This window comes from Bradyrhizobium liaoningense (assembly GCF_018130955.1).
GTDB lineage: Bacteria > Pseudomonadota > Alphaproteobacteria > Rhizobiales > Xanthobacteraceae > Bradyrhizobium > Bradyrhizobium liaoningense_C.
The window spans coordinates 83,966-106,750 of the sequence record NZ_JAFCJM010000005.1; the positions used below are offsets into that span (position 1 = coordinate 83,966).

At 63.5% G+C, this 22,785-nt stretch carries 31 protein-coding genes; 10 read left to right on the forward strand and 21 right to left on the reverse strand.

Going from position 1 to position 22,785, the window contains the following annotated elements:
- Positions 1-10 precede the first annotated feature (10 nt).
- The 3 genes from JQ632_RS05820 to JQ632_RS05830 form a co-directional block, all read right to left on the reverse strand.
- Positions 11-1,225: an acyl-CoA dehydrogenase gene (locus JQ632_RS05820; protein WP_212401328.1), complete on the reverse strand. Its 1,215-nt coding sequence runs from the start codon at positions 1,223-1,225 to the stop codon at positions 11-13.
- A gap of 98 nt (positions 1,226-1,323) precedes the next feature.
- Complete coding sequence (gene ribB, locus JQ632_RS05825) at positions 1,324-2,400, reverse strand: 3,4-dihydroxy-2-butanone-4-phosphate synthase (protein ID WP_212401329.1); 1,077 nt, start codon at positions 2,398-2,400, stop codon at positions 1,324-1,326.
- Between the two features lie 176 nt (positions 2,401-2,576).
- The gene (locus tag JQ632_RS05830; protein WP_212401330.1) at positions 2,577-4,307 is read right to left on the reverse strand and encodes a cation:proton antiporter; all 1,731 of its coding nucleotides are present in this window, start codon (positions 4,305-4,307) and stop codon (positions 2,577-2,579) included.
- A gap of 67 nt (positions 4,308-4,374) precedes the next feature.
- Here JQ632_RS05830 and JQ632_RS05835 point away from each other — a divergent pair, with 67 nt between their 5' ends.
- Together JQ632_RS05835 and JQ632_RS05840 are read left to right on the forward strand one after the other, a co-directional pair.
- Positions 4,375-4,905 carry a DUF3124 domain-containing protein gene (locus JQ632_RS05835; RefSeq protein WP_212401331.1) on the forward strand — a complete coding sequence of 177 codons (531 nt, stop codon included), beginning with the start codon at positions 4,375-4,377 and terminating at the stop codon, positions 4,903-4,905.
- A 54-nt stretch (positions 4,906-4,959) separates the two neighbouring features.
- The gene (locus JQ632_RS05840; protein WP_212401332.1) at positions 4,960-6,195 is read left to right on the forward strand and encodes a PLP-dependent aminotransferase family protein; all 1,236 of its coding nucleotides are present in this window, start codon (positions 4,960-4,962) and stop codon (positions 6,193-6,195) included.
- A gap of 12 nt (positions 6,196-6,207) precedes the next feature.
- Here JQ632_RS05840 and hpaD read toward each other — a convergent pair whose 3' ends face one another.
- Together hpaD and JQ632_RS05850 are read right to left on the reverse strand one after the other, a co-directional pair.
- Positions 6,208-7,062, reverse strand: coding sequence for a 3,4-dihydroxyphenylacetate 2,3-dioxygenase (gene hpaD / locus JQ632_RS05845; protein ID WP_212401333.1), 855 nt, complete (start codon positions 7,060-7,062; stop codon positions 6,208-6,210).
- A gap of 24 nt (positions 7,063-7,086) precedes the next feature.
- Positions 7,087-7,359, reverse strand: a complete 273-nt coding sequence (locus tag JQ632_RS05850) for a helix-turn-helix domain-containing protein (RefSeq protein ID WP_212401334.1) — start codon at positions 7,357-7,359, stop codon at positions 7,087-7,089.
- Positions 7,360-7,516: 157 nt separating this feature from the next.
- On the opposite strand from JQ632_RS05850, the gene JQ632_RS05855 reads away from it, so the two are divergent.
- Both JQ632_RS05855 and JQ632_RS05860 read left to right on the forward strand, forming a co-directional pair.
- Positions 7,517-7,978 (forward strand): hypothetical protein, encoded by a 462-nt coding sequence (locus tag JQ632_RS05855; protein ID WP_212401335.1) that lies wholly within the window; start codon positions 7,517-7,519, stop codon positions 7,976-7,978.
- A 108-nt stretch (positions 7,979-8,086) separates the two neighbouring features.
- Entirely contained in the window at positions 8,087-8,317 is a 231-nt protein-coding gene (locus JQ632_RS05860; protein WP_212401336.1) for a hypothetical protein, read from the forward strand.
- Positions 8,318-8,384: 67 nt separating this feature from the next.
- On the opposite strand, the gene JQ632_RS05865 is transcribed toward JQ632_RS05860, so the two are convergent.
- Positions 8,385-9,203, reverse strand: a complete 819-nt coding sequence (locus tag JQ632_RS05865) for an aldo/keto reductase (RefSeq protein WP_212401337.1) — start codon at positions 9,201-9,203, stop codon at positions 8,385-8,387.
- Between the two features lie 260 nt (positions 9,204-9,463).
- On the opposite strand from JQ632_RS05865, the gene JQ632_RS05870 reads away from it, so the two are divergent.
- A complete protein-coding gene (locus JQ632_RS05870) occupies positions 9,464-9,685 on the forward strand; it encodes a hypothetical protein (protein WP_212401338.1) in 222 nt (73 codons plus the stop codon).
- On the opposite strand, the gene JQ632_RS05875 is transcribed toward JQ632_RS05870, so the two are convergent.
- The 11 genes from JQ632_RS05875 to JQ632_RS05925 form a co-directional block, all read right to left on the reverse strand.
- Positions 9,682-11,256 (reverse strand): alkaline phosphatase, encoded by a 1,575-nt coding sequence (locus JQ632_RS05875; protein WP_212401339.1) that lies wholly within the window; start codon positions 11,254-11,256, stop codon positions 9,682-9,684. The genes JQ632_RS05870 and JQ632_RS05875 overlap by 4 nt on opposite strands.
- Before the next feature lie 111 nt (positions 11,257-11,367).
- Positions 11,368-11,784 carry a hypothetical protein gene (locus JQ632_RS05880; protein WP_212401340.1) on the reverse strand — a complete coding sequence of 139 codons (417 nt, stop codon included), beginning with the start codon at positions 11,782-11,784 and terminating at the stop codon, positions 11,368-11,370.
- 123 nt (positions 11,785-11,907) lie between these two features.
- A complete protein-coding gene (locus JQ632_RS05885) occupies positions 11,908-13,143 on the reverse strand; it encodes a M20/M25/M40 family metallo-hydrolase (RefSeq protein ID WP_212401341.1) in 1,236 nt (411 codons plus the stop codon).
- The gene (locus JQ632_RS05890; RefSeq protein WP_212401342.1) at positions 13,128-13,313 is read right to left on the reverse strand and encodes a hypothetical protein; all 186 of its coding nucleotides are present in this window, start codon (positions 13,311-13,313) and stop codon (positions 13,128-13,130) included. The genes JQ632_RS05885 and JQ632_RS05890 overlap by 16 nt, the downstream gene beginning before the upstream one ends.
- Before the next feature lie 20 nt (positions 13,314-13,333).
- Entirely contained in the window at positions 13,334-13,828 is a 495-nt protein-coding gene (locus tag JQ632_RS05895; RefSeq protein ID WP_212401343.1) for a RidA family protein, read from the reverse strand.
- Between the two features lie 23 nt (positions 13,829-13,851).
- Positions 13,852-14,214 carry a cytochrome c gene (locus JQ632_RS05900; protein WP_212401344.1) on the reverse strand — a complete coding sequence of 121 codons (363 nt, stop codon included), beginning with the start codon at positions 14,212-14,214 and terminating at the stop codon, positions 13,852-13,854.
- A 65-nt stretch (positions 14,215-14,279) separates the two neighbouring features.
- The gene (locus JQ632_RS05905) at positions 14,280-15,875 is read right to left on the reverse strand and encodes an NAD(P)/FAD-dependent oxidoreductase (RefSeq protein ID WP_212401345.1); all 1,596 of its coding nucleotides are present in this window, start codon (positions 15,873-15,875) and stop codon (positions 14,280-14,282) included.
- Between the two features lie 151 nt (positions 15,876-16,026).
- Entirely contained in the window at positions 16,027-17,028 is a 1,002-nt protein-coding gene (locus JQ632_RS05910; RefSeq protein WP_212401346.1) for a nitronate monooxygenase family protein, read from the reverse strand.
- 60 nt (positions 17,029-17,088) lie between these two features.
- Positions 17,089-17,826, reverse strand: coding sequence for an SDR family oxidoreductase (locus JQ632_RS05915; protein ID WP_212401347.1), 738 nt, complete (start codon positions 17,824-17,826; stop codon positions 17,089-17,091).
- Positions 17,827-18,260: 434 nt separating this feature from the next.
- The gene (locus JQ632_RS05920; RefSeq protein WP_212401348.1) at positions 18,261-18,419 is read right to left on the reverse strand and encodes a hypothetical protein; all 159 of its coding nucleotides are present in this window, start codon (positions 18,417-18,419) and stop codon (positions 18,261-18,263) included.
- A gap of 23 nt (positions 18,420-18,442) precedes the next feature.
- Positions 18,443-18,802 (reverse strand): PRC-barrel domain-containing protein, encoded by a 360-nt coding sequence (locus tag JQ632_RS05925; RefSeq protein ID WP_212401349.1) that lies wholly within the window; start codon positions 18,800-18,802, stop codon positions 18,443-18,445.
- Positions 18,803-19,018: 216 nt separating this feature from the next.
- Here JQ632_RS05925 and JQ632_RS05930 point away from each other — a divergent pair, with 216 nt between their 5' ends.
- The 4 genes from JQ632_RS05930 to JQ632_RS05945 all read left to right on the forward strand — a co-directional run bounded on the left by JQ632_RS05930 (position 19,019) and on the right by JQ632_RS05945 (position 20,868).
- Positions 19,019-19,246, forward strand: coding sequence for a hypothetical protein (locus JQ632_RS05930; RefSeq protein ID WP_212401350.1), 228 nt, complete (start codon positions 19,019-19,021; stop codon positions 19,244-19,246).
- A gap of 223 nt (positions 19,247-19,469) precedes the next feature.
- Entirely contained in the window at positions 19,470-20,042 is a 573-nt protein-coding gene (locus JQ632_RS05935; protein WP_212401351.1) for a phosphatase PAP2 family protein, read from the forward strand.
- On the forward strand, positions 20,039-20,386 hold the full coding sequence (locus JQ632_RS05940; RefSeq protein WP_212401352.1) for a DUF3147 family protein: 348 nt from the start codon (positions 20,039-20,041) through the stop codon (positions 20,384-20,386). The genes JQ632_RS05935 and JQ632_RS05940 overlap by 4 nt, the downstream gene beginning before the upstream one ends.
- A complete protein-coding gene (locus tag JQ632_RS05945; protein ID WP_212401353.1) occupies positions 20,386-20,868 on the forward strand; it encodes a hypothetical protein in 483 nt (160 codons plus the stop codon). Before JQ632_RS05940 ends, JQ632_RS05945 begins: the two co-directional genes overlap by 1 nt.
- Here the strand turns inward: JQ632_RS05945 and JQ632_RS05950 are convergent.
- Positions 20,839-21,030, reverse strand: a complete 192-nt coding sequence (locus JQ632_RS05950; RefSeq protein ID WP_212401354.1) for a hypothetical protein — start codon at positions 21,028-21,030, stop codon at positions 20,839-20,841. The genes JQ632_RS05945 and JQ632_RS05950 overlap by 30 nt on opposite strands.
- Positions 21,031-21,350: 320 nt before the next feature.
- Here JQ632_RS05950 and JQ632_RS05955 point away from each other — a divergent pair, with 320 nt between their 5' ends.
- Positions 21,351-21,599: a hypothetical protein gene (locus JQ632_RS05955; RefSeq protein WP_212401355.1), complete on the forward strand. Its 249-nt coding sequence runs from the start codon at positions 21,351-21,353 to the stop codon at positions 21,597-21,599.
- 158 nt (positions 21,600-21,757) lie between these two features.
- Here the strand turns inward: JQ632_RS05955 and JQ632_RS05960 are convergent, their stop codons facing one another.
- From JQ632_RS05960 to JQ632_RS39285, 3 genes are all read right to left on the reverse strand, one after another.
- Positions 21,758-21,964: a hypothetical protein gene (locus tag JQ632_RS05960; protein ID WP_212401356.1), complete on the reverse strand. Its 207-nt coding sequence runs from the start codon at positions 21,962-21,964 to the stop codon at positions 21,758-21,760.
- Positions 21,965-22,068: 104 nt separating this feature from the next.
- Positions 22,069-22,209 (reverse strand): hypothetical protein, encoded by a 141-nt coding sequence (locus JQ632_RS05965; protein ID WP_212401357.1) that lies wholly within the window; start codon positions 22,207-22,209, stop codon positions 22,069-22,071.
- Positions 22,210-22,330: 121 nt separating this feature from the next.
- Positions 22,331-22,528: a hypothetical protein gene (locus JQ632_RS39285; RefSeq protein WP_249151439.1), complete on the reverse strand. Its 198-nt coding sequence runs from the start codon at positions 22,526-22,528 to the stop codon at positions 22,331-22,333.
- Positions 22,529-22,785 lie beyond the last annotated feature (257 nt).

Below are 22,785 nucleotides of genomic sequence, written 5' to 3' on the forward strand. Positions count from 1 at the left end.
GAGAACGTAGTTAGAAAAACGCCTGAATGCCCGTGATCGCGCGGCCCAGGATCAGGGCGTGGACGTCGTGGGTGCCCTCATAGGTGTTGACCGTCTCGAGGTTATGGACGTGGCGCATCACGTGATACTCGATCGAGATGCCGTTGCCGCCGTGCATGTCGCGGGCGACGCGAGCAATGTCGAGGGCCTTGCCGCAATTGTTGCGCTTGACGATCGAGATCATCTCGGGCGCGAATTTGCCCTCGTCCATCAGCCGGCCGACCCGCAAGGAGGCCTGCAGGCCCAGCGCGATCTCGGTCTCCATGTCCGCGAGCTTCTTCTGCACGAGCTGGGTCGCGGCGAGCGGCTTGCCGAACTGCTTGCGGTCGAGCGTGTACTGCCGGGCGCGGTGCATGCAGTCTTCCGCAGCCCCCAGCGCGCCCCAGGAGATGCCGTAGCGGGCGCGGTTGAGACAGCCGAACGGCCCCTTCAGGCCGGAGACGTTGGGCAGCAGCGCATCCTCGGGAACCACGACGCCGTCCATCACGACCTCGCCGGTGATGGAGGCGCGCAAGGACAGCTTGCCGCCGATCTTGGGCGCGGAGAGGCCCTTCATGCCCTTCTCCAGCACGAAGCCCCGGATCTGGTTGTCGTGCTCGGCCGACTTGGCCCAGACCACGAACACGTCGGCGATCGGCGCGTTCGAGATCCACATCTTGCTGCCAGTAAGACGGTAGCCGTCCGACACCTTTTCGGCGCGGGTCTTCATCCCGGCGGGATCGGAGCCGGCATCCGGCTCGGTCAGGCCGAAGCAGCCGACCCATTCGCCGCTCGCCAGCTTCGGCAGGTACTTCTTGCGCTGGTTCTCGTCGCCATAGGCGTAGATTGGATACATCACCAGCGAGGACTGCACCGAGTTCATCGAGCGATAGCCCGAGTCCACCCGCTCGATCTCACGCGCGACCAGGCCGTAGGCGACATAGCTCGCATTGGCGCAGCCATATTCCTCAGGCAGCGTGATGCCGATCAGGCCGAGCTCACCCATCTCGTTGAAGATCTCGCGATCGGTCTTCTCTTCCAGGTAGGCCTTGGTAACGCGGGGCAGGAGCTTGTCCTGGGCATAGGCGCGCGCGGTATCGCGCACCATGCGTTCGTCTTCGGTAAGCTGCTCATCGAGCAGGAACGGATCGTCCCACTGGAAAGAAGCCGCAGCCGGCTTGTCCTTGGCCTGAGGGCGCACGCTCATGAAACGTCCTTTCGCGTCTGGTTCCGTCAAAAAATTGACCGACAAATTAAAACGCCGCGGCGCCAAGTGCAATTGCGTTGCACCTATGGGCGCGGCCGTCAGTTCTCCAGTTGCTCGTTCGAGACGATCTCGATGCCGAAGCCGGACAGACCCTTGTAGTCGTGCACCGACGAGGTGAGATGGCGGATCGAGGTCACCCCGAGATCGCGCAGGATCTGCGCGCCGACGCCGATCTCGCGCCACTGTCGGTTGCGGTCGGCCTCCGCCGATGTCTCGTTCGGCAAGGGCTCGACCGGTACCCCGGCGGCGCCATCGCGCAAGTAAATCAAGACGCCGCGGCCTTCCTTCTTGAACTGCTCGAGCACGGCCTGAATGCGCTTCGGGCCGGTAAAAATCTCCTTGACGATGTTCGGCTTGTGGAAGCGCGTCAGCACCCTCTTGCCGTCGCCGACACCGTTGTAGACGAAGGCGACATGGGCGATGGAATCGAACGGCGAACGGTAGGCATAGCCCTGCAGCGGCCCGATCGGGCTTTCGGTCACGAAGGTCGAGACCCGCTCGATCAGCTTCTCGCGCGCCTGGCGATAAGCGATCATGTCCGCAATCGTGACGTGCTTGAGCTTGTGCTGCGCGGCGAAGCGGGCGACCTGCTCGCCCTTCATCACGCTGCCGTCGTCGTTCATCAGTTCGCTGATCACGCCAACGGGTGGGAGGCCGGAGAGCTTGCAGAGATCCACTGCGGCCTCGGTGTGGCCCGAGCGCAGCAGCACGCCGCCATCCTTGGCAATCAGCGGGAAGATGTGACCGGGACGGGCGAAATCACTGGCGCCGACATTGGGATTGGACAGCGCGCGGCAGCACGAGGCGCGCTCCTCCGCCGAGATGCCGGTGCCGCCGTCGGGCTTGTAGTCGATCGAGACCGTGAAGGCCGTGGTGTGGGCGGAGTCGTTATGGGCGACCATCGGGTCGAGCCGCAGGCGCCGCGCGTCTTCGGTCGTGACCGGCGCGCAGACGATGCCGGAGGTGTGGCGGATGATGAAGGCCATCTTCTCGGCGGTGCAAAGCGAGGCCGCAACGATGAGATCGCCCTCGCCTTCCCGGTCCTCGTCGTCGGTCACGACGACGAGCTCACCCTTGGCGAAGGCCTGCAAAACTTCCTGAACGGTATCGGGCATTTCCCAGTCTCTGGCTGTTATGGGCCGGAGGCTTAGCCGGACTTAAGCCCCGGCGCTAGTGTCCCGGACGCAACGGCTCATGCCGCCGGGCGGCATGAAGCGGGCGTGGCGAGGCTTGCACCGAACATACCAGCCATATAGGCCCTGCCCGGGCCCGCGGAAGACGCCAGACGGGCTTACGGCAACACTTCGCGACGCTCGCTGAGACGCAGATCGAGCTCGGCCCGCTTGTCCTCGAGGAGGCCGGCCTGGGCCGCCTCCAGCACCGTGAAGAGCTCGTGCGCATCGCTGAGCCGGGTGACGGTGACGTAGCTCGCGCCGGCTGCATAGAGCTCGCCGACGTCGGACAAGAGGTCGGCGGTGGCCACGATCAGGGCATCCGGGTTCAGTGTACGGACGTGGCGGACCAGCTTCTCGTTGGTGGCCCCCTTCAGCAGCGAATCCGGCACGCTCAAAACGATCATCTCGGACTTGGCGACGCCGGCGTGCACGAGCGTGTCGACATTGCTGATGTCGCCATAGACCACGTGCAGGCCCCGCGCCAGCAGGGTCTGGTACACATTGGGGTTGAAATCGATCACCGTGATCTGCTCCAGCAGCAGCGGGTTCTGCCGCTCGATCTCCGCGAGCAACGCGCTGGCGGCGCGGAAGAAGCCGAGGATGACGATGCGGCGGGCCTCGCCATGGCCGCCTTCATGCCCCTCCTCGCCCTGCGCGTGGTCGTGGTCAAGATCGCGCAGGCCGATCCGCTTCAACGGACCGATCGCCCAGCGCGTGATCTCGTCGCTGCGCGTCATCACGAAGGTCGAGAGCACGGCCAGCACCACGAAGGCGAAGGAGGCCGCGTTCGCGGTCTGCGTCGAAATGTGGTTGTCGGTGACGCCGGTCTGGATCACGACGAGCGAGAACTCGCTGATCTGCGCCAGATTGATCGCAGGCAAGAGGCTCGCGCGCAGGCCCTGCTTCATCAAATAGAGTGGCAGGAACGTCGTGACCACGCGGCTGACCACCGTGAAGGCCGCGATCGTCAAGGCAAGCCCGATCACGGACATGTTCGGGATCGGAATGGTCATACCGAGCGCGACGAAGAACAGCGTGATAAAGAAGTCCCGCAGCGTCGTGACTTTTGCGGTGACGTCCAGCGCATACGGAAAGGTCGAGAGCGAGACGCCGGCAATCAACGCGCCCATCTCGCGGGACAGCGACAGCCGCTCGGCGGTCTCGGCGACCAGAAAGCACCAGGCGAGCGCGCCGAGCAGGATCAGCTCGGGGCGGCGGGCGATCTGGTGGAACAGGCGCGGCAGCACATAGCGGCTGACCAGAAGCGCGGCCGCCACCAGCACCGCGACGCGGACGATCGAGAGCAGGATGACCGTCACCTGAAGGTTCGCAAGGCTCGGCTGCACCGCCAGGAACAGGATCGCGAAGATGTCCTGCAGCACGAGGACGCCGAGCGTGATGCGCCCGGGCAGCGTATCGAGCTCCCGCTTTTCGTAGAGCACCTTGACGATGATGACGGTGCTGGAGAGCGCGCAGGCGACGCAGAGATAGACCGCGTCGAAATGGCCGCCGCCGAGCGACAGGCCGATGCCGACGAAGAACAGGATGCCGAGCAGACAACCACCGATGAGCTGGCCGCCGGCCGCGAACAGGATCACCCGCCCGGCCCGCACGATCTTCTTCAGGTCGATCTCCAGCCCGATCATGAACAGCATGAAGATCAGGCCGAGCTCGGAAATGACCGTGATTGATTCCTGCGACTTGACCCAGCCAGCACCGAATGGACCTATGCAAAAGCCGGCGATAAGGTAGGCCAGGATCAGCGGTTGTCGGGAGAAATGGGCCAGAAGCCCCAGCATCCAGGCAAACAGGATACAGAGGGTGATGTCGCGAATGAGCTCGTGCATGTCCAAACAGTCCGTTTTGCCGCACCCTAGAGGCGAGCCCCGGGGCTGCAAGCGAGCAATTCGTCACATGCGAATCGTGCTCTATTTGATAGCCGGCCTTTCATGTTCGCTCGGCTTGGCGATACCGGCAATCGCACAATCCAAGGTCAATATCGAGCAAAGTTTTGCCGATTCGCTCACGGCAATGCCGAAGGCGGAGCTGAGCACCTCCGGCGGCTTCTACGTGCCGGCCTATTCCAGCGTCGCGATGAGCCAGGGCAAGCTGCGCGTCGATTTCTCGGTGACTTTGAGCGTGCACAACGCCTCCGAGACTCAGCCGCTGGTCGTGAAGCGGATTTCCTATTTCGACACCGCCGGCAAGATGGTCGAGAGCTATCTGAAGGCACCGGTCGCGCTGAAGCCGCTGGCGACGATCTCCGTCTTCATCCCGACCGACGACGTCCGCGGCGGAACCGGAGCCAATTTCATTGTCGACTGGGCGGCAACGGGCGAGATCACCGAGCCCGTGGTCGAAGCCTTGATGGTTGGCGGCATCGCCAATGCGCACTACGCTTTCGTCAGCCAGGGCCGTCCGACCCGGATGGCCGGCAAGAAGTAACAGGCGGCCGGTGCAACGCCGGCTGCTCAACAAGAACAGAACGAGGAAACGTCCATGTCGTCCAGCTTCGATTTCGCGCCCCTGTTCCCGCCGGGGCTGCCGGCTCCCTCTGCGCGCTGGACGGGGCTTGCCAAATACAGTTTTGTCGGCGGCAACAACGACTCCGAGCAGGTGCCGGTGGACGAGTTGATCGCGGCGGTCGACAGCGTCCTGCGGCGCGAGGGCCGGACGCTCGCGACCTACGGCCTGGCGCACGGCCCGCAGGGCTACCTGCCGCTACGCGAGTTCTTGAGCACAAAGCTGAAGCGCGATGCCGGCATCGCCTGCACGGTCGATGATCTCATGGTCGTCTCCGGCTCGTTACAGGCGCTCGATCTCGTCAACCATACGCTGCTGGCGCGCGGCGACACCGTGATCGTCGAGCAGGAGACTTATCAGGGAGCGCTGAACCGGCTGACGCGGCTCGGCGTCAACACCATCGGCATTCCCCTTGATGACGACGGCATGCGGATGGACGTGCTGGCCCCGACGCTCGCCGACCTCAGGAGCCGCGGCACCAGGCCAAAATACATCTACACCATTCCGACCGTGCAGAACCCGACCGGGTCCATCATGCCGGCGAGCCGCCGCGCCGAGCTGTTGAAGCTCTCCGCCGAATTCGGCGTGCCGATCTTCGAGGACGATTGCTATGCCGACCTCGTCTGGTCGGGCGAGCGGCCGCCGGCGATCTACGCGATGGCCCCCAATGGCGGCGTCATCCATATCGGCTCGTTCTCGAAATCGATCGCGCCGGCGCTGCGCGTCGGCTTCATCGTCGCGCCCTGGAATGTGATGTCGCGGATGCTGGCGCTGAAGACCGATGCCGGCTCGGGCGCGCTGGAGCAGATGGTGCTCGCCGAATATTGCAAGCCGCATTTCGCCACCCATGTGCCGGCGTTGACCAAGGCGCTGCGCACCAAGCTTGATACGCTGATGGAGGCACTGGACGAGCAGTTCGGCACGTCAGCGGAATTCGAGGAGCCCAAGGGCGGCATCTTCCTTTGGGTGAAGCTGCCCGACAATGTCGACACGTTGAAGCTCTATCAGGCGGCGCTTGCCGCCGGGGTCTCAATCAATCCGGGCCCGGAATGGTCGACCAGCAAGGGATACGCCTGCTCGCGCCTGCGGCTGTGCTTTGCCAGCCCCACGCACCAGCAGATCCGCGAGGGCGTTTCGGTGCTCGCCGAAGTCTGCCGCAAGGAGTTTGGCGTGCCGGCGCGAAGCGCCAATGTGGAGAAGGCGCAGGCTTGAAATCGAAGGAGTTTACGCCTCGACGTGAAACTCCACGTTCACCTGGCCGCTGCCGGACGACGGAAAATAGTCGCAGAGCTGCTCGGCAGCGCCGCGATAGTCGTACCAGCCGAGCGCTGCGAACAGCATGATGGTGTCGGCCATGCCGCCCTCGCCGTTGCATTTGGTGGCGTAGTCCGGAAGCATGTCGAGGAACTCGCGGTAGCGGCGGCTTTGCCAGAGCTCGAGCACGCGCAGATCGACCTGGCGGTTGAACTCGCTCGCCACGCTGGTCCAGGCCTCCGGTCCGAGCTTCTTGTTCGGCCACAGCCGGTGCGACAGCGAGCCGGAGGCGAGGATCGCCACCCGCTCGCGGGAGACCGCAATTGCGCGGCGGGTCGCCTCGCCCAGGATCCGGCTCTCCTCGACTGAGGTGAAAAGCGGCGAGGCAACCGAGACCACTTTCGCCCAGCCGTCGGCATTCATGTAGTGCATCGGCACGATCGTGCCGTACTCCAGCCCGAGGCTCGCGACCTCATGCGCGATGACGTTGAGGCCGGCATCCGCGGCGCTGCTCGCGATCGCCTTGGCCAGATCAGCGTCACCCGGCATGTCGTAGCGGAGATCCTGGATCATGTGTGGCGCCTCGTGGCTCGTGAACGAGCCGCGATGCCGCGCATTGGCATTGATGTGGTAGCCGAAATTGGAAAGCCAGTGGGTGTCGAACACCACGAAGGTGGTGACGCCGCGCTCCCTGGCTCGGCGGCCGAGCTCGCGCAGCGAATTGACCGCCTGCTCGCGCGCGGCGCGCAGCGGGCTTCCCGGCACCTCCGACAGCATCAGCGACGGGACATGAGTGACCTTGGCCGCCAGAACGAGCTGTCCCATTGCGGCGGTCTCTACAAGTGAGCGTCAGGCGGCCTGTCGTTGACTGCGATGAATCGCCGAGGCCAGGCGCAGCAACAGCACGACCGAGACGTTGCCTTTGCCGCCCTCAATCTGGGCGATGTAGCGCTCGGATATTCCCGACCTCCGGGCCAGCTCCCGGCGCGACAGGTCGCAGCGCATGCGCGAAGAGCGCACCCGCTCGCCGAGTTCGGCCAGGAATTCGGTCTCGGAATAAGGGGGAACGGCGCTCGCGCCGGGCAGCGCCTCGCCTGCAAAATCGACGACTTCTTCCAGCATTGATCTATCCACGATCGCCTCCCGAACCCCACACTATGAACAGGTTTCCGGCGGCTTCATTGACCCGGATCAAATAGCGGAACGATAGTCGGACCGGTAGACGGCAGAGAGGGGGATGCTAGACTTGGGCCTCGTTGGGCTGGGGCTTCCAAAAAACATGACTTACGGCTTGGGCCGCTTTGCGACGGCTGCGCTTCTTTGGGCTGTGCTAACGCCCGCCGCCGGCGCCGAAACACTGTCGACGACGGTGATCCGATGGGGCCTGCTCGGCTCCTGGGCGATCGACTGCTCGTTGCCGCCCGATCGCGACAGAGGCGCGGTTCTCACCTACGAGATCAAGCAGGACGGTCGTGTCGTGTACCAGCGTAACTTTGGCGACGCCAAGGACGAGAACGAGGTGGTCGCAGCATCGACCGATGCCGACGGCGTGCTCAACATCATGGTGTTCTTTCCCTCCCTGCATCAGACCCGCGAATTCGGCCTGAGGCTCCAGAAGGACGGCAGCCTGCGCGCGATCTACAATCGCGATCAGCGCGGCGGCTATTCCATCAGGGACGGCAAGTTCGTGCGGACGGGTGAGCCGACGCTTGCGCAGCGCCGCTGCGGCAACAGCACCTGACGCGGATGAGTTTATAGCTGAACAGCCGTTCAGAATTCTCCTGCAGTTCCTCCGGAACGTTCGTACACATGCGAGGTTCTCAATTGCATTGATTTGGAGGAGGACATCATGAAGAAGCTTGGCTATGTCGTTGCGGCGCTCGGTGCGCTCGCGATCGTCGCACCGTCGATGGCGAACGCCGAAACGGTGGTGATCAAAAAGGGCTATCATCACCACGGCCCCTATGGCGCGCGCGCCGAATTCCGCGAGCATCGTGACAACGGCTGGCATCGTGGCTGGCGCCATCATCACGCCGACCGGGTCGTCGTGATCAAGCGCGGTCACCATCACTACGACTAACCCCCGCATGCGGAAATGGCCCCTCACGGGCCATTTCTTTGCGTGCTTCCATTGATCGCCGGGAGGATCAATCCCAATGCGGCGCGAAGCCGGGATTGACGCAGCGCTTGTCCTTCGGCAGCGCCGCGATCTTCTTGCGGTCGACGTCATCAAGCGTGATCTTCAGCGCATCGAGATTGGCCTTTTGGCTCTCGCGCCGCGATGCCTTCGGGATCGCAGCGACACCCTCGTGGTCGAGCAGCCACTTCAGCGCCACTTGCGCGGCCGTTGCGTCGTACTTCTTGCCGATTTCGGCCAGGACCGGATCGGCGGCGACGCGGCCCTGCGCCAACGGGCAATAAGCGACCAGCGGAATCGATTTGGCCGCGAGATAGTTCAGGACCTTCGACTGGTCGAACATCACATGATACTCGATCTGGTTGCAGGCGATCGGCGCCCCGACGTCCTCGACTGCGATCTTGAGCAGCGCCGTGGTGAAGTTGGCGACGCCGATGGCGCGGACGCGCTTCTCCTCCTTCAGCTTCAACAGCGTCTCGAACACCGCACCCCAATTGGCGCTGCGCGACGGCCAATGCACGAGATAGAGATCGACCTGATCGAGGCGGAGCTTCTTCAGGCTGGCATCCAAGGCGCGGCGGATCGCGTCTGGCGTCAGGTTTTCGTGCCAGACCTTTGTCGTGAGATGCAGTTCGCTCCGCGACACGCGCGAGGCAGCAAGGGCGTCACCGACCGGCTCCTCATTGGCGTACATCTCGGCCGTGTCAATGTGGCGATAGCCGAGCGCGAGCGCGCTCTCGACCGCGGCGCGACAAGCATCGCCCTGCATGCGGAAAGTGCCGAGGCCGAGCTTGGGCATGCTGATGCCCTGGGTCTTCAGATTATCCATCGGTAAGCTCCTGACGAATTCCGGCCCGCCAAACGCGCAGGCGGCGACACCGCTTGGGCAGACATTTTCGATGATGGAAAAAAGGGTGGCGGGAGCGTGCACTCTAGCGCGCCGCCCCAAACGAGGCCAATCAAGATCAGGTTAGCAAGATAGCCGGCAGGCATCGCGGTGACAGCCAAACGGCATTTCAGATGACCGTCTCCTCCTGTCAGCATTCAACCATCGCGGCCATTCCGGCCGCCCGCGACAAGGAGACGATCATGAAGACGATTTTGACGACAGCGATCCTGGCGACCGCTGTTGCCGACGTCGTGCCGGCGCATGCCGACGGTTTTGCCTATACGGGCTCACCCAAGCAGGGCGAATTCTTCATTCGGCAGACCGCCATGCCGCAGGTGCCGGCATGGATGAACGCACGCGCGGAAGCCCCGCGTCCCGCGGCCCGACCTGTGCGCGGCGGCATCGGTCTGCGCTCCCCTTAGGAGCGCTGCGCCACCAAGGCCGGGCGCGCCTGCGGCTGCGGCAGGATATCAACGGACCAGAGGTCGCGATTGTCGACGTCCTTGAGCGTCACAGTCATGACCTCACTGTGGCCATCAATGTCGACGCGGCCGAAGAACTGAAGGCCGAAGCAGGGCGCGAGGTTCTCGCCCTGCTCCGCGCTGCACCCGTTCTGGTACATCGCCACAGGCCCAAAGGTGTTGTCGAGCTCGCCCGGCCCCCAGCTGCCGGCATGCAGCGGACCCGAGACGAACTCCCAGAACGGCTCGAAATCGGAGAACACCGCGCGGTTGGGATCGTAGTAGTGCGCAGCCGTGTAGTGCATGTCGGCGGTCAGCCAGACGATGTTGCGCACACCGGCGCGCTTGATGAAGGACAGGAGATCGGCGATCTCGTGCTCGCGCCGGTCGGGCGGACCATCGCCGAGCGCCACCGCATCCAGGCTGATCAGGCCGATCGGCAGATCCGCTGCGATCACCTTCCAGGTGGCGCGCGAGGCGGCCAGCTCGCGCTTCAACCAGCCGAGCTGCTCTGGTCCGAGAATCCAGCCGTTGCGATCCTCGCCCCTGTTCCACGAGGAATCGCGATAGCTGCGCATGTCGATCATGAAGACGTCGAGCAGCGGCCCATAGCCGATGCGGCGATAGATCCGCCCTTCCCGCGCAGGCACTTCGCGGATCGGCATGAATTCGAGAAAGGCGCGGCGGGCGCGCGCGACCAGGCGCGAGGTGCCGTCCTCGTCATGGCCGGTCTCGTCGATGCTGCCTGAGGGCGACCAGTCGTTGGTCACCTCGTGATCGTCCCATTGCGCGAACATCGGCACCGCGGCGTGGAAGGCGCGAAAATTCTCGTCGAGTTGATTGTATTTGTAGTTGCCGCGGAACTGCGCCAGCGTGTGCGCGACCTCGGACTTTTCCTCCGTGACCAGATTGCGCCAGATCTCGCCATTCGGCAGCTTCTGCTCTGACGGGATGGTGCAATCGGCGTAGATGTGATCGCCGGAGTGGATGAAGAAATCCGGACGATTGTCGAGCATGGTGCGGTAGCTGCGATAACCCCCGCGCGAGGTGTCGATGCCCCAGCCCTGTCCGGCCGTGTCGCCGGACCACACGAACGAAATTGATTTCCCGGTTTCCGGGGCCGTGCGGAAGTGCCCGATCCGCGTTTCGCCGCCTAGGCCAGACGCGTGGTCGTCGAAGCGCACGCGATAAAAGATGTCCTGTCCGGGCGGCAGTCCGCGCACCAGCACCTTTGCGGTGAGATCGGCCTCCGGCAGTGCGTCGGTCGATGCCGTGCCGAGGATCGTCCTGAAACTCTCGACCGTGGAGCACTCGACCTGCATGCGCGCGGGACGGTCGGCGCGCGCCCAGACCACCGCGGAGCCATCGGAGACGTCGCCCGACTGGATGCCGCCCGCAATGAGCGGGCGATCGGCGGCACGGCTGAGATAGGGTTTTGCGAGAGTGCCGAGGCCGGCGAGCGCGAGCGAGGACGTAGAGCGGACCAGAAACTGCCGTCGGGTCCATGCGCGCGAGGCGCGGAGCGTTGCCATTCAGGAAACCTTCGTCGAATCGCGACGAAAGGTGCCTGCGCTCCTTGACTTGAGGCTTACGGTTTTTTGACTCTGTGCCTACGGTTTTGCGACCGAAGGATGACGCTGATCTCAGCGCTTCCAGTTGCAGATGCCGCCCGATCTGCACGGCCAGGTCTGGATGCGCGTATCCATGGCCTGCGCGTCCAGCGGACTGCCGTTGCGATGCGCGAGCTTTGCGCGGGCAGCGCCACGGGGCTGCGTGTGAGCTATCTTGGCTGCCGGCGTGCGAACGCGTTCGGTCGCAACCTTCTTAGGCACGTCACCGGTCACGGCACGCGCCTGAGCGTCACTCTTCATGTCGCTCTTGGCCTCGACCGCCAAGGGCGCGAATTCGGTCGGCGGACCCAGGCGCTTCGGCGACAAAACCGCCTTGGACAAATCCATGCCGAGGAAGTCGCCGGCACGGTAGTCGTCGGCCAAAGCTGCGCCACCCCATGCTAGCGCGAGGGCGGTGACGAGGCCGACGGAAAAGCTCTTCAGGACCACTGACGCCTCCTGAAACCAATTAAGGGCAATTTACCCTTATTTAGGAGGCGGACGGCGGATTTCCAGCGGCCGAATGTCATCAGGGTTACCGGCCGCCGAAAACGATCAGGGAATCAGGGCCTTTCAGGACCCGCCGGCGAGCACCTTGACCAGACGGTAAAGGTATTCCTGCCCATTGTAGAAGGACGCGATCGGAACCCGCTCGTCCTTGCCGTGGATGCGGCCTTCGCCGACGTCGATCGCCATGCCGGAATGGCCGTAGGTCGGAATTCCGGCGTTGCGCAGATAGGAGCCGTCAGTCGCACCGGAGCTCATCACCGGCATCACAACCGCGCCGGGGAAGAATTCGCCCGAGAGCTTTTCAATCGCACCCATGATCTCCTCGTGCAGCGCGGACGGTGCGCTCAGGACCGGCGTATCGATCTGCGTCAGCTTGATCTGGTCATCGGCCAGCACGCGCTCAAGCGTCGCCCTGACCTCCTCGACCGGTTCGCCCGGCATCATCCGGCAATTGACCTTGGCGATGGCCGACTGCGGCAGCGCATTGATGGCGTGGCCACCCTGCAACTGGGTCGCGACGCAGGTGGTGCGGAGCTGCGCGTTGAAGACCGGATTGGCGGCGAGCCGCACGAACGACATCGCCGAGAGATCGGGCTTGTCCGACATCACCGTGCGCATGTCGGAAGCGGTCTGCTCGTTCTCGAATTGCGCCGACTTCTCGAAATAGCCGCGCGTGGTGTCGTTGAGCCTGATCGGGAAGTTGAACTTGGACAGCCGCACGAGACCTTCGGCGAGCCTGTAGATCGCGTTGCTCTTGCGCGGCACCGAGCTGTGGCCGCCGGCATCGGTCACCTCCAACTGGAAGCTGACCGGAACCTTTTCGCTGGTCTGCACGCTGTTGCGGATCGGCTTGCCGCCCTTGAGGCCAACGCCACCACCTTCATTCAGCGCGAATTCGGCGTCGATCAGATCCTTGTGGTTTTTGATGAGCCAATTGATGCCGAGACCGTCGCGGTCAAAAATCTCCTCGTCCGTCTCCAGTGCGACGATGATGTCCCGGTCGGGCTTGTAGCCCTCCTGCTTGTAGCGGATGAGCGCCGTGATGAAGGCTGTCGCCATGTGCTTGTCGTCGGCGGTGCCGCGGCCGTAATAGTGACCATCCTGCTCCGTGAGCTTGAACGGATCGACGCTCCAGTCCTCGCGCAAGGCCGGCACCACGTCGAGATGCGCGACCAGGAGGATTGGCTTGCGGGCACCGCTGCCGCGCAGGCGCGCGACGAGATTGCCCTTGCGAGGCGCGGGCGAGAACACCTGCACGTCGGCTGCCGGAATGCCCGCCGCCTTCAGCCGCGCGGCCATCGCCTCGGCCGCCTGGCCGTGTCGCCCGTCGCAGTGGTGGTGTCGATCTCGACGAGCTCCTTGTAGACGTCGTAAGAGAGTTGCTGTGGCGGCGTGAGCCCGGCGGCCGTGGCGACGCCGCTGAGAATGAGCGCGGCGATGCCGGTCGCGACCATGTTCGTGATTTTCATGCTGTGCTCCCCTCCGCCGCTCATTTCGCATCCTTGACGGCGATTACCTCGATCTCGACCAGGAAGCCTGGATTGGCGAGCGAGGCGACCCCGACCACCGACCGCGCCGGCAGGTTTGGCTGGCTGCCGCCGAAAAACTGGGTGTAGCCCTCCATGAAGGACTTGAAGTCCATCGGCGTGGAGGCGTTGTGGACCAGGAAGACCTGCATCTTCACGACGTCACCCATGGTCAGGCCGAGGCCGTCCAAGATGGCTTTGATGCGATTGAGCACGCCGACGGTCTGGGTCTTGGTGTCGCCATAGGCCTGCAGGCTCTGGGGATCGGCATCCTTGTTGGCGACCGGCGGCACCTGGCCGCTGACATAGTATGTGGTCGCGTTGCCGGTGACCTGCACCGCCTGGGCGATCGGAAAGGTCGAGTTCGGAATTGGATGCCTGACAACCTCTGCCTGCGCGATGCCCGCCTGCATCGCCCCGAGCAGCCCACCGATCACGACCATGGTCCTGAAGTTCATTCATCGCCCCCTATGTTCTGGTGTTAGCGGCGCGCGTCTCTCACTTCGCTCGCAGTCACCGCGTCCTGATAGTTGTTGTCGAAATGCGTGCGCAAGTAGTTCACAACAGCTGCGATCTGCGCGTCCGTCATCATCGCGCCGAACGGCGGCATGGCGCGCCTTCCGTTGATCACGAGATAGACCGGATATCCCCGCGCCTCCAAATTCTTGTCGGCGACGAGCGAAGGATAGGCGCCCGCACCCGACGCGCCGCTACCGTCGGGCATGTGGCAGCCCTGACAGATGTTGGCGAACAGTTCTTCGCCCGTGGTCTCGGCGAAATTGAAGCCTGAGGAGAAGATGCGCGTTTGTGGACCGTCATGCGCGAGCGCCGTCGGCGACAACATGGCGAACGCCGCAATTGCAAGCCGGGAGGGCCATTGCCAGGACCTTCGCGACGCGCCTTCCATCGTCAGATCCTCACAACGCGGTCGTGCAGGCGCGTGATTGCATCGAGCGCCGACAGGATGGCCCCCTCCTGCCAGGCAGGCAAGGCGGAGGCGTGCTCGCCGGCAAGCACGATGCGGCCGTCAATCTGGCAGAGGTTCTCGTAGTGCGCGGCACGCGTCTCCTCGGTCCAGTCGCCGCTGCAGCCGAGCACGAAGGGCACCCGGTGCCAGGCGACCGCCACGCCGGTCTCGAATTCGGCCCTGTATTGCGGATGAACGGCGGCCCCGAATTCGACCGCGCGCGCGACGCGTTCGGCGGGCGACATCGCTGTGAACTCGTAGGCGTTCGGTCCCTCGAACAGGTAGGCGCCCAGCAGCACCCCGCGCCCCGCGCGGTTATAGCCATAATTGGGATAGGCGATCTGGCGGATCGGCAAATCCGTGTAGCTGATGCCGCCATAGATCTGCTCGTCCTCCTCCCAGAACCGGCGCTTGAACTGGAGGCCGATCTTGACGGAGGCAGCATAAGGCACGGCATCGATCGCCGACTTCATGGCGGCGCTGACATCGATCGGCAGCTGGCTGAGGATGGAGAGCGGGATCGTGCAGAGGCACCAGTCGGCCTGCACCCGCTGCACGGCGCCCGGCTTGGCGGCATCGACATAGCTAACGGTCACTCCGCGATCGTCCTGCTTGATCTCCGTGACCTTGGCGTTGAAGCGGATGAGATCACCCACCTCCTTCGCAAAGGCCTTGCCGATCATGTCCATGCCGCCGACCGGTTGGAACATCGTGGTCTGGAAATTGTAGTGCGCGAAGCCGCGCAGATAGCGCCAAAGCCGCGACTTCAGGATTTCGGACAGACCAACGGGCTCGCTCGCCTCCGGCATTGCCGCCAAGCCGCCGCCGGGATCCCTGGCATAGCCGCGGAATTCCGCCGAGATCAGATTGGCCTTGTAGCCATAGCCATTGTCGAGCGCGCCCCAGGAGCGCAGCGCCTGCAACAGGATCTCCTGATCTTCCTTGGAGGCGGTCTCATCCAGCTTGCCCTGCTGCGTCACCTTGGCGAGCAGCTCGGCGATCTGCCCCTGAAAGTCGGCCTTCACGGCACGGATGCGCTGCGGCTTGCCGCCGAAAGCGCGAACGGAGTGGAGATAGGCCGCGTGATTGAGCTGGTTGAACGGCTCGAGCGTAACGTTGAGCCGCTTGCAATAGTCCAGCAGCGCGCGGTGGTGATGGGGAATGCGCCACGGGCCGGGATTGATGTAGAGCCCGTCCTCGAATTCGCAGGTCTGCTTGAATCCGCCAAGCTCGGTAAAACTGTCCCCGCCGCGGATCGTCCAGTTGCGGCCGCCTGCGCGGGCATTGAATTCGAGGATCTGGACCTTGTAGCCCGCCTTGCGCAATTCCAGCGCCGCAGTCATGCCAGCGAGGCCCGCACCGAGCACGAGGACAGTTGTCCCTTTCGGATCGCCTTCGAGCCGGATCGGCCCCTTGTAGCGCGACTCCGACGCGAAACCGAGACTGGTCATCGCATGATACATCGCCGCGCTGCCGGCGACCGTGCCGATCAGTGCAAGCAGGTCACGTCGCCGGACGGTTCGATATTCGCTCTGCATGGGAAAGATGACTCGGTAGCCGTGCCGTGAGGAAACAGCAGGCTTCGAGGTCAGGCAAGACACGCGTTGTTGATCGCCGTCGCACGCGGCAAGACGGGGACCGCGCTTGCAGCGCGATCCCCGTCGAAAGCGTCATACGTCGAATGCAGAATCAGGCGACCTTGCGCGCGGCCGCCTTGCCGTCGAGAAAGCCCATCAGGCGGCCGCGAATGATCTCGTCCGCCTCGCTCATAATGCGGTCGACCAGCTCCCTGCACGAGGGGATGTCGCGGATGAGGCCTGCGACCATGCCGCAGCTCCAGGCGCCGGCATCCATCTCGCCTTCGAGCATGATTCTTGGATAGACGCCCGCGACCTGGTCGTGGATGTCGTCGATCTTGAGCTTTTCGCCTTTCTCATGCTCGATCTCGAGCAGACGATCGACATTGGCGTTCTTCAACACGCGCTCGGTGTTGCGCAATGCACGCATGATCAGGCGCGTGTCGAGCTCGCTCGCCGCGACCAGTGCGTTCTTGACGTTCTGGTGCACGGGGGCTTCCTTGGTCGCAATGAAGCGCGTGCCCATGTTCATGCCGGCTGCGCCCAGCGACAGCGCTGCGACGAGGCTGCGGCCATCGGCCATGCCGCCGGAGGCGACGAAGGGGATTTTCAGCTCCTCCGCCGCGCGCGGCAACAGGATCATGTTCGGGATGTCGTCCTCACCGGGATGACCGCCGCATTCAAAACCGTCGACGCTGACAGCATCGCATCCGATCCGCTCGGCCTTCAGCGAATGACGCACCGAGGTGCATTTGTGGATCACCTTGATGCCGGCCGCCTTCAGCGCGGGCATGTACTGTTCGGGGCTGCGGCCCGCGGTCTCCACGATATTCACCCCACCCTCGATGATCGCGGCGATGTATTCGGGATAGGGTGGCGCGGCGAAGGTCGGCAGGAAGGTGAGGTTCACGCCGAACGGCTTGTCCGTCATGTCGCGGCAGCGCGCGATCTCCTTGGCGAGCAATTCCGGGGTCCGCTGCGTCAGTCCGGTGATGATGCCGAGCCCGCCGGCATTGGAGACGGCGGATGCGAGCTCGGCAAAGCCGACGAAGTGCATGCCACCCTGGATGATCGGATGCTCGATGCCGAACAGTTCGGTGATCGCGGTCTTCACGTAGTTTCCCTCCCGGATGCTGTTATGTGACGCCAGTCTAGCCGCTGTTCCCGACCGCGGTCACCATTTCTCTCCGAACGGGCGGATCTCCATTTCAAACGTCCAGGCGCTCTTCGGCTGCTGATAGAGCTGCCAATAGGCGCCTGCCACGGCCGATGGCGGCATCAACAGGTCGGGATTGTCGAGCGCGTTCGGCCCGAGCGCTTCGAGCCGGCGCTGCCGCACCCATTCGGTGTCGACGCCGGAATCGATGATGAGATGGGCGACATGGATGTTCTTCGGGCCCAGCTCGCGCGCCATCGCCTGCGCGACCGCACGCAGGCCGAACTTGGCGCTGGCAAAGGCGGCAAAGCCGCTGCCGCCGCGCAACGAGGCGGTCGCGCCCGTGAAGAAGATGTTGCCGCCACCCCGCGGCAGCATCAGCCGGGCGGCTTCGCGGCCCGCGAGAAAGCCGGAATAGCAGGCCATCTCCCACACCTTGCGGAAGACGCGCTCGGTGGTGTCGAGGATCGGGAAATTGACGTTGGCGCCGACGTTGAAGATACAGACCTCGAGCGGCGCGTGCTTGTCGGCGTCATTGAGGAAGGAGATGATCTCCTCCTCCTTGCGCGCATCGAGCGAGCGCGCATGGATCTCGCCGCCGGCGGCCTCGACATCCTTCACGAGTGGCGCCAGCTTGTCTCCGTTGCGACGACCCGCGAAGACCGTGAAGCCCTCGGCGGCAAACTTCTTGGCAATCTCGGAGCCGATGAAATCGCCGGCACCGATGATCGCGGCAGTGGCATTGCGCTTGGACAAGGTCGCCTCCTCCTTAGGCCGCGCTCGTTTGGAAACGGCAAGCGGCGTTTCGGCTATGTTGCGACCAACCATAAAGTTCCAAAAAAGAACTGTCAAATTGGAGACGAGGGGAAGAGGACGGAAACGCAGATTTGCGTTGCTCTTCAAATCAGTTCCTTTTCCAGACTGATCAGGGTGCAATACCCTTCACGTCGTCCTGGCGGAAAGCCAGGCCCATAACCCCAGGGTTTTGTTGTCGGAACAACTGGCAGTCCTAATCGTCGCGACAATTGGCAGTTGGGATACTGGGTCCCGGCTTTCACTAGGACGACGGTTTGGAGAATTCGAACTGGCGCGGCCACAGGCTCGCATTGGCGGAGTGTGAGGTGAATGCATGCGCACATGGGAATGGCCGGGCACGGACCCGGCCATTCGGTATCGAGGACCTGATGCGCTCAATGCGTCCTGGTCTTGTGCCACTTCTCGAGATCGAGCTTCGGGTCGTCGGAGCGCTGCTCCTTGTCCGGATTGCCCTTCCAGGGCTTGTCCGTCTGTGCATGCGATCCCCAGTCGTTCTGGTTGCGGGGATCGTCGGTCGGCTTCTCCTTACTCATCGGAAGCTCCTCAGTATACCGCCTCAGGCGAATGGCACGCCATAATAGGCGTTCACCGCGCGCACCTTGGCATCGTCGCCCCAATTCCATTCGGCCTGCTCGCCATAATGCGGGGCGCCCAGCAATTCCTTCTCGGTGATTCCGGTGACATAGCCGCCGAGCGCCTTGTCATATTTCAGCGATTGCCACGGCAGCGGATAGTGGTCGTTGCCGAGTCCGAGGAACCCGCCAAATCCCAGCACGGCGTAGGATACCCGGCCGCTCTTCTTGTCGATCATCACGCGCTCGATCAAGCCGATCTTGTTCCGATCGATCCCGTACACGGAGGTTCCCTCGACCTTGTCACTACCGATTAGTGTGCCCGTTTCGCTCTCGTCCATCATCTCAAATCTCCCTCGCTTGCAATAGCTTGGACCAACCTTGGCGCGATGCGATCGTTCCGGCGCAGATTGCCGCGTGCGCTCTGGCGCTTTGGAACAACCGTCTGCATCGCAGAATTCTATCCGCACCTCATCAAGGGCGATCCGAACGAATGTCATCAAGGGCGCCGCACAACAGATGTTTGAGTGCATCGTGCCAGGCAAGGAATGAGGTGAGCCATGAGCGACTACAGGGACATCCAGCACGGCGTCAATGATCCCGTCGACGGCGTCGACGTGAAGTGGCGCATCGATTCCAACCAGACACCGCATGAGCGGGCGCAGCGTCACGCCGACGTCCGCGCGATGCCCACGGCGCAACCGGGCGAGCCGTTCCTGCCCGAGCGATTGCGGCGGCCGCCGACCGATCCGCTCAACCCGCGCACCGGCCGCAATCCTGCCGACTAGCACACGGTGGCCCGATCGAAAAATCCTTCGTCCACCTCGCGAACCGACGACGAAGATGTCGGCCTTTCGCCAGCATCCTTTCTGCGCACCTGCGTGCCGGTGAGAAACAAAATGGTCCCGGTGCGAGCGCACCACCAGCCTCTCGGTTCAGGTCAAAAGGAACATTCCTCCGCACGCAGGTTTTACAAAACTGTCACGGAGAAATGGTTGCCGCTGAAGCACGATGGCTTTTCCAACCGTCAAACCAACCAGAGCAGACGTCGCAGTCGCAAACGAGATCTCGGCCCATGTGAGCCCCGGCGTGGAGCGGGCCGCGCAGACGCTCACCTGGGGCGCGGACGAGCACGTTCTTCTCGCACTTTCCATTGCCGGCTGGCTGTATGCGCAGAGACGGCGACCGGAGGCCAAGCCGATCGCGAACCATCTGCTGGCTGTATCACTCGTCACCACCGTCCTCACGCACATTCTGAAATCGGTCTTCGATCAGACCAGGCCTGACAGATTGACGGTGCGCGGCCACTGGCGAGGTATCCCGACATCGGGACGAGCGCGCGACGCATTTCCATCCGGCCACGCGACGCATATGGGTGCCCTCGCCTCCGCGGCAGGTTTGCTGCCGCCCGGCCGGCGGCACCTCGCACGCGGCCTTGCGATTGGATTGTCGCTGACCCGCATCACATTGCTCGCGCATTGGACCAGCGACGTGCTGGCCGGCTTTGCGCTCGGCGTCACCGTGGAACGGCTGCTACGCCCACTGACCCTGACGCGGCCGCGCAAAGAGCGAAGATCGCAATGACCGAGTATGTCATCCGCTTCATCGCCGGAGGCCTGATCGTGTCGGCCTTTGCAACCTTGAGCGACATGCTTCGGCCCAAGAGTTTTGCGGGCCTGCTGGGCGCAGCGCCGTCGGTGGCACTAGCGACGCTCGGCATCGCCGTCGTCCGGCATGGCGCGCAATACGCCGCCGCTGAAAGCTGGACGATGATGTACGGTGCAGTCGCACTGGCCTGCTACAGCCTGGTTGTCTGCCAACTGCTCATGCGCAGCCGCATCAACGCACTTCCGGCAACGATCGTCTCACTTCCCGTTTGGCTCTTCGTCGCGTTCGGCTTGCTCGCTGGCTTTGGAGGCGGGCGCTGATGCTGATCAAGCTGTCGCTCTCCTCGCTCCAAGCGACCCATTGGCAGGAATATGCCGTTCGGTTCGCGCTCGGCGGTGCGGCGACTGTTCTCGCTGGAATCGTGGGCGCGCGGTTCGGAACAGCCGTCGGCGGACTGTTTCTCGCCCTGCCCGCCATCTTCTGTGCAAGCGCGACGCTGGTCGAGCGGCATGAGCGGCGCGTCAAGCAGAAGAAGGAACTGCGTGGCGACAGGCGGGGTCGGCAAGCTGCGGCATTGGATGCGGCGGGTGCCGGATTGGGAAGCGCAGGCCTCGTGGCGTTTGCCGCGCTGTTCTCCATCGTGGTCCCGACCAGCGTCCTCGGCGCATTCATCGTCGCGCTGATCGCCTGGGGCAGCGTGGCGGTGTCGATGTGGTTGCTGCGCCGAAATCTCCGCGTCACGCATCACCGCAGCGCCGTCAAGCGTGCCCCCTCAGCGCACGGTCACAGCCGCTTCTCGTAGCTTCAAGAAGTCATACATCTCGGCCGCGGTCTGAAGCTGCTCGATGCGGGCGACGATGCCATCGCGCTTGTCGCGCGGCGCACGGGCAAGCTCGCGCTCGAGCCGAAGCCGTTGCGCTTCGAGGCGCTGTTCGAATGTGTGGGGTTCGGAGCGCCTACGCATCTGCTGTCCTCGGCGGTTGCAGGCCCGGGCTGTTGGCCCAGCGGTCGAGCTGTTCGATGACTTGCTGGTGGCTTGGCCGTCGCGGCTCGGGCGCGTTCGGTTCCTCGGATAGCTTGCGGGGCAGTCGGACTTCTTCCGCCATGGTGTCTCTCCTCACCCCTTGGTCAGACAATGCACGACCCTCGCTGTTTGTTCAAGTGTAACTTATTGATTTTATTTGGTAATTTTGCTAATTTGGGGTGTTTCGCGACTCCCTGGGAACTCTTGCGAAGTTGGTTTGTTGAGCAAACTACTCAACTTGCTAACTTTGCGTGGTCCCCATGAACGATCTCCGCGCCGAGCGCCTTCAGGTAATGCTGTCGCCTGAAGAGTTGGCCCTTGTTGACGATTTCAGATTCAAGCACCGCATGCCGACTCGGGCGGCGGCCGTCCGCGAACTGCTCAAGCTTGGACTTGCAAGCATCGGCCTCGATGCGTCCGCCGGAACCAAGTCGAGCGACTTCGGTGTGTTCGGTCGCGGACCCGAGGGGCACATCCAGGCCGGCGAGAACGGCAATTCCGACGATTGATCAGATCCGGCGAGATCCACGAACGCCTGTCGGCCAAACGCAAACGACCCCGACACGGGCGTGCCGAGGTCGTCCTTGGAGATAGCCTTCGGCCCACCGGGGGAATGAAGCCGAAAGCAAGTGGTTGACTCGTGGGCTGAGGATTCGTTCCTGAAGCGTCAGCCGGTCGGCGGCGTGCCGGAATCATCCGGCGTCCTGCCCGGGCCGGGAGTCTTGCCGGCGTCGTCGAGCTTGGGATCCCGCGTCGCTTCGCGCGACGGCGACCCCTTCTGCTCCGCCTTGTGCACGGTTTGCGCACGACGCTTGTCCCGCGGCTGATCTTCCCCGCGCTGGTCCTTGATGATGCCGTGGTCGGAATGCGCCATGACGTTTCCTCTCGCTCTCGGTTCAACGCGGTTACGCACCGGAGGGGCAAATGTTCCGGAGCGCACCGGGCGCGAAGAGCTCGCGAAAGGACTCCAAGCCTAAGCTAAATATGAGTCGAGGAATGCGTCACGTTCTGCGACGACGAATTCGCCAAATGAACCTGCCGAACCGTCGTCACCGTCGCGAACGCGACCGACATGCCGAAGGCGATGATGAGCGTGAAAAGAACCAGACGCGGAGCCATTGCAATCCTCCTTCTGGAATCGATAGACCTGACCGGCGACCTGCTGTCTCCGATCATTGCAAGTTAGGTCGCGCCTGCTCCGTGAGCGGTCTCACACGATGACTCACGAAACCGAGAGCGACTAGGCGGCCGGCCGCCTTTGCGGTTTGCGCGCCGCGACCGGGGGGATTTCGCCGTCGAGCCAATCCTGCTCCTCGGCAAGGGCCGTCCAGGCCTCCGCCATCCGCTGATAACGCTTGAAGGCCGGCTGGCCTTCGGCGCGCTCCGCGAGGTGCAGGCAGTTCTCGGCGTTATCCCTAAAAATGTCCGATTGCTTCATGGAGAAAAGGTGGGACGGAAAAAACCGATCCGCAACCGTTCTTACGAGATCGTAACGTCGCAGCGGCGCTCGCCAACGCGGGCGAAGGTCTATAACGCTTGGGCGGCCTTCCAGTTCCTCGGCGGAACCCCTTCTGAAGGCTGCCTCTTTCGTAACACCTGGAACTTCTCCCACACGAATTCGTTATTTGCGCCGGGCTGAGCGCGGTAGGTTCCGTTTCTTCGATACTCCCAGGTTACCGCTTGATCTGGGATTTC

Excerpts from the sequence above, each read along its gene's own strand:
- JQ632_RS05930 (WP_212401350.1), top strand. The coding sequence starts at position 19,019 with ATGAGCGACTACAGGGACATCCAGCACGGCGTCAATGATCCCGTCGAC.
- ribB (WP_212401329.1), bottom strand. The coding sequence starts at position 2,400 with ATGCCCGATACCGTTCAGGAAGTTTTGCAGGCCTTCGCCAAGGGTGAG.
- JQ632_RS05925 (WP_212401349.1), bottom strand. The coding sequence starts at position 18,802 with ATGATGGACGAGAGCGAAACGGGCACACTAATCGGTAGTGACAAGGTC.
- JQ632_RS05850 (WP_212401334.1), bottom strand. The coding sequence starts at position 7,359 with ATGCTGGAAGAAGTCGTCGATTTTGCAGGCGAGGCGCTGCCCGGCGCG.
- JQ632_RS05885 (WP_212401341.1), bottom strand. The coding sequence starts at position 13,143 with ATGGCCGCGCGGCTGAAGGCGGCGGGCATTCCGGCAGCCGACGTGCAG.
- JQ632_RS05905 (WP_212401345.1), bottom strand. The coding sequence starts at position 15,875 with ATGCAGAGCGAATATCGAACCGTCCGGCGACGTGACCTGCTTGCACTG.
- JQ632_RS05940 (WP_212401352.1), top strand. The coding sequence starts at position 20,039 with ATGACCGAGTATGTCATCCGCTTCATCGCCGGAGGCCTGATCGTGTCG.
- JQ632_RS05875 (WP_212401339.1), bottom strand. The coding sequence starts at position 11,256 with ATGGCAACGCTCCGCGCCTCGCGCGCATGGACCCGACGGCAGTTTCTG.
- JQ632_RS05950 (WP_212401354.1), bottom strand. The coding sequence starts at position 21,030 with ATGCGTAGGCGCTCCGAACCCCACACATTCGAACAGCGCCTCGAAGCG.
- JQ632_RS05945 (WP_212401353.1), top strand. The coding sequence starts at position 20,386 with ATGCTGATCAAGCTGTCGCTCTCCTCGCTCCAAGCGACCCATTGGCAG.
- JQ632_RS05960 (WP_212401356.1), bottom strand. The coding sequence starts at position 21,964 with ATGGCGCATTCCGACCACGGCATCATCAAGGACCAGCGCGGGGAAGAT.
- JQ632_RS05820 (WP_212401328.1), bottom strand. The coding sequence starts at position 1,225 with ATGAGCGTGCGCCCTCAGGCCAAGGACAAGCCGGCTGCGGCTTCTTTC.
- JQ632_RS05955 (WP_212401355.1), top strand. The coding sequence starts at position 21,351 with ATGAACGATCTCCGCGCCGAGCGCCTTCAGGTAATGCTGTCGCCTGAA.
- JQ632_RS05865 (WP_212401337.1), bottom strand. The coding sequence starts at position 9,203 with ATGGATAATCTGAAGACCCAGGGCATCAGCATGCCCAAGCTCGGCCTC.
- JQ632_RS39285 (WP_249151439.1), bottom strand. The coding sequence starts at position 22,528 with ATGAAGCAATCGGACATTTTTAGGGATAACGCCGAGAACTGCCTGCAC.
- JQ632_RS05965 (WP_212401357.1), bottom strand. The coding sequence starts at position 22,209 with ATGGCTCCGCGTCTGGTTCTTTTCACGCTCATCATCGCCTTCGGCATG.
- JQ632_RS05870 (WP_212401338.1), top strand. The coding sequence starts at position 9,464 with ATGAAGACGATTTTGACGACAGCGATCCTGGCGACCGCTGTTGCCGAC.
- JQ632_RS05855 (WP_212401335.1), top strand. The coding sequence starts at position 7,517 with ATGACTTACGGCTTGGGCCGCTTTGCGACGGCTGCGCTTCTTTGGGCT.
- JQ632_RS05840 (WP_212401332.1), top strand. The coding sequence starts at position 4,960 with ATGTCGTCCAGCTTCGATTTCGCGCCCCTGTTCCCGCCGGGGCTGCCG.
- JQ632_RS05900 (WP_212401344.1), bottom strand. The coding sequence starts at position 14,214 with ATGTTGTCGCCGACGGCGCTCGCGCATGACGGTCCACAAACGCGCATC.
- JQ632_RS05895 (WP_212401343.1), bottom strand. The coding sequence starts at position 13,828 with ATGAACTTCAGGACCATGGTCGTGATCGGTGGGCTGCTCGGGGCGATG.
- JQ632_RS05890 (WP_212401342.1), bottom strand. The coding sequence starts at position 13,313 with ATGAAAATCACGAACATGGTCGCGACCGGCATCGCCGCGCTCATTCTC.
- JQ632_RS05920 (WP_212401348.1), bottom strand. The coding sequence starts at position 18,419 with ATGAGTAAGGAGAAGCCGACCGACGATCCCCGCAACCAGAACGACTGG.
- JQ632_RS05830 (WP_212401330.1), bottom strand. The coding sequence starts at position 4,307 with ATGCACGAGCTCATTCGCGACATCACCCTCTGTATCCTGTTTGCCTGG.
- JQ632_RS05835 (WP_212401331.1), top strand. The coding sequence starts at position 4,375 with ATGCGAATCGTGCTCTATTTGATAGCCGGCCTTTCATGTTCGCTCGGC.
- JQ632_RS05935 (WP_212401351.1), top strand. The coding sequence starts at position 19,470 with ATGGCTTTTCCAACCGTCAAACCAACCAGAGCAGACGTCGCAGTCGCA.
- JQ632_RS05860 (WP_212401336.1), top strand. The coding sequence starts at position 8,087 with ATGAAGAAGCTTGGCTATGTCGTTGCGGCGCTCGGTGCGCTCGCGATC.
- hpaD (WP_212401333.1), bottom strand. The coding sequence starts at position 7,062 with ATGGGACAGCTCGTTCTGGCGGCCAAGGTCACTCATGTCCCGTCGCTG.